Raw genomic sequence first — 1,658 nt, 5'->3', positions numbered from 1 at the left:
AGCACGGCATTCACACTTTGGTGTACAGTCCCCTCTGCCGAGGTCTGCTGAGCGGACGGATGACGCCACAAACCACCTTCCCTTCAGGGGATATGCGCGCCGGGATCGATCCCAAGTTTGTTGAACCGCGCTACTCCCAGTACCTAAAAGCGGCAGAGGCATTGAGCCGGTTTGCTCAGGATCGCTATGGCAAGACCTTGGCCCAGTTGGCGGTGCGCTGGCTGCTGGATCAACCGGGGGTGAGTGTGGCGCTGTGGGGGGCACGCAAGCCCTATCATCTGGAGGCAATATCCGGCCTTTGGGGCTGGTCGTTGGATGCGGAAGCGATGCAGACCATCGAGGATATTTTGCAAAGGTATGTTCCCGAGTCCATTCCCCCCAGCTTTATGTCCCCGCCTGCCCGCGCTGCCTAGTTGTTGCTTTCTGTTCCCTTGCCGTTTGCGTTAGCGGTGGGGAGCACTTTGTCGCCGGGATCCCAGTCCTACGATTGAGTTTGGCAAAAAATGGGATGTAGAGCCCTGTCCTACCGCTACATAACTGGCCAGTAGGGCGAGGGGGCTGTTAACCACGGGAGAACAAAGATGGCCATCCCAGATGCATTCGCGTCAGCAGTGCGGAGCACTTTGACCCATAAAGCAGACAGGCCAAGGGATCCGGCTGACCAGAATGGGCCCACAGTGCCTTCTCAGGCGGGATCCCTGATTCTCCAGGTGGGGGGCATGAGTTGTGCCGGCTGCGTCCGCACTGTCGAGCAGGCTCTACTGAGACAGCCGGGGGTGGTCAAGGCCAGCGTTAACCTGGTTACCGAGTCGGCCCTTGTGGAGTTTGCCCCTGGGATCCGGCCCGACCCGCAGCACCTGGCCCAGATTTTGACAGAGGCAGGGTTTCCCAGCCGCTACAGTTCAGAGGGTGAGGCCCTCTCCGGCGGGAGTTCCGTTCGCGTCAGCGGTGCGGAGCACTCTCAAGATCCCTCTTCCCCTCCCGGTGGGTGGGAAGAAGCCTTGGATGTGCCTGCGGATCCCCTCTCTCGGCAGCGACAGCAGACCCGACACCACATTCGCCAAGCGCTCACCGCCGCTTTTTTGCTGCTGATTTCTGCCGCCGGACACTTGGATCTCTTCGCCCGTCTGGGCTTGCCCCTCCTTAATGATGTCTGGCTGCACTGGGGCTTGGCGACCTTGACTTTTGTCGGCCCAGCTCGCGGCATTGTCCTGGATGGTTGGAGAGGGGCGCGGCGGCTGGCCCCCAACATGAACACCTTGGTTACCTTGGGATCCGGATCGGCCTACCTGGCCAGTCTGGCGGGGTTGTTGGCCCCTCAGGTGGGCTGGGAGTGCTTTTTCGACGAGCCCGTCATGATGCTCAGCTTCATCCTGTTGGGACGGGCCTTGGAACAGCACAGCCGCCTGCGGGCGGCCAGCAGCCTGCAATCGCTGGTGAGCTTGTGTCCCAGTTTGGCTCGGCGGGTTCAGCCTGCAGAGAAGGCGGGATCTCTGGCTTCCAGCCCAGAGGGGAACCTGGATCTGGGATCCCAAACCGGAGAATGGTGCCCTGTCGAACAGGTGCGAGTGGGGGATTGGCTCCAAGTGCGGGCCGGCGAACAGATCCCGGTGGATGGAGAAGTCATTGCCGGCCAGGCCACGGTCAACGAGGGGATG

2 protein-coding genes are annotated in these 1,658 nt (G+C 61.4%); both read left to right on the top strand.

Features of this window, described 5'->3' with window-relative positions:
• Positions 1-413 (top strand): aldo/keto reductase (locus NW820_RS04145; RefSeq protein WP_414406763.1); only part of this gene is annotated, 413 nt, incomplete at its 5' end.
• Between the two features lie 210 nt (positions 414-623).
• Positions 624-1,658, top strand: a 1,035-nt coding sequence (locus NW820_RS04140) for a cation transporter (protein ID WP_414406762.1), incomplete at its 3' end; no start/stop codon positions are given.

Origin of the sequence: Synechococcus sp. R55.7, assembly GCF_047461955.1 — a bacterium.
Lineage (GTDB): Bacteria > Cyanobacteriota > Cyanobacteriia > Thermostichales > Thermostichaceae > Thermostichus.
The sequence above is the reverse complement of the archived record's forward strand: the minus strand, read 5'-3'. Positions and strand labels throughout refer to the sequence as shown.